Origin of the sequence: uncultured Jannaschia sp. (assembly GCF_947494025.1) — a bacterium.
GTDB lineage: Bacteria > Pseudomonadota > Alphaproteobacteria > Rhodobacterales > Rhodobacteraceae > Jannaschia.
Map to the genome: position 1 here is coordinate 1 of NZ_CANLTQ010000108.1, position 1072 is coordinate 1072.

A 1072-nucleotide genomic window follows, 5' to 3' on the forward strand; every position below is an offset into this window, starting at 1 on the left:
GTGCCCCGATAGCGGATTATCGCACCAACGACATTCCGACAGAGTGCCCTGCGTAACGCCGGAGGTCTGCTGCGCGGGACGAAGCGGACTCTAACATCGGCGCTGCGTACCCGGTCGTCCAACGCTCGGTCCCTGTCTATCGGGTTTCGATCACAGCTTTGCGATAGCGGAAGATTGCCGCCGTCGGGCATGACCTTACTGACCGGTCCGACAACGCGGCGACACGACGACGCTGCTGGATCATTCTATCACCGTACTCGACGATGTCGCCCGGCGATCAACTACAGGGAGTACGAGCTGCGGCTCCGATTTTCCGCCGAACAGGCTGCTGAAGAAGTCGGCCCTCGACCGGGTTTGAGGAACATGATTCATCCTTTGGGCCACCAGGGCGGGGGGCGGTGATGCGCGGCACGGATGAGACGAGCGGATCGCTGTTCAGCTACGTTGACCTGGAGGCGCGCATTCCGGCACGGCATTCCCTGCGCAAGATCAGGCAGGTGGTGAACGAGGCGCTGGCCAGTTTGGATGCCGATTTTGAAGCGCTCTATACCGATTTCGGTCGCCCCTCGATTGCGCCGGAACGCCCGATCCGGGCCAGCCTGCTCCAGATCCTCTTCTCGGTCCGCTTCGAGCGGCAGTTGATGGAGCAGATGCAGTATAACCTGCTGTTCCGCTGGTTCGTGGGGCTGGGCATCGACGACCAGGTCTGGGGTGAAGGGCGTCAGCCCTGAACGGGCGAAGCCCCGGGCCGAAGGCCGACGGTGTTCACGAAGAACCGCGACCGACTGCTGACGACCGAGATGTCGCGCAAGGTCATGGCGGCGATCCTGGCGCGCCGGGAGGTCTCGCCGCTCTTGTCGGACGAGCATTTCGCTGCGCGGTCCTTCGGTTCTCGGTCGACGGCACGCTGGTCAAAGCCTGGGCTTCGATGAAGAGCTTTCAGCCAAAGCCTGACGTCGCACCGCCTGATGACGAGGGGCCGGGCGACCCGCCCTGAGAGTGTCCGATCTTCTGTGTATGAGGTTGCCGGTCCATTCTGACCCCAAGGGGGAGATGGACGATGACGAAGAAG

The 1072-nt window shown here is 62.8% G+C and carries 1 pseudogene; it reads left to right on the top strand.

Features of this window, described 5'->3' with window-relative positions:
- Positions 1 to 401: 401 nt before the first annotated feature.
- A pseudogene (locus Q1B08_RS21470) lies at positions 402 to 994 on the top strand (transposase); the annotation flags it as partial.
- Between the last annotated feature and the right edge of the window lie 78 nt (positions 995 to 1072).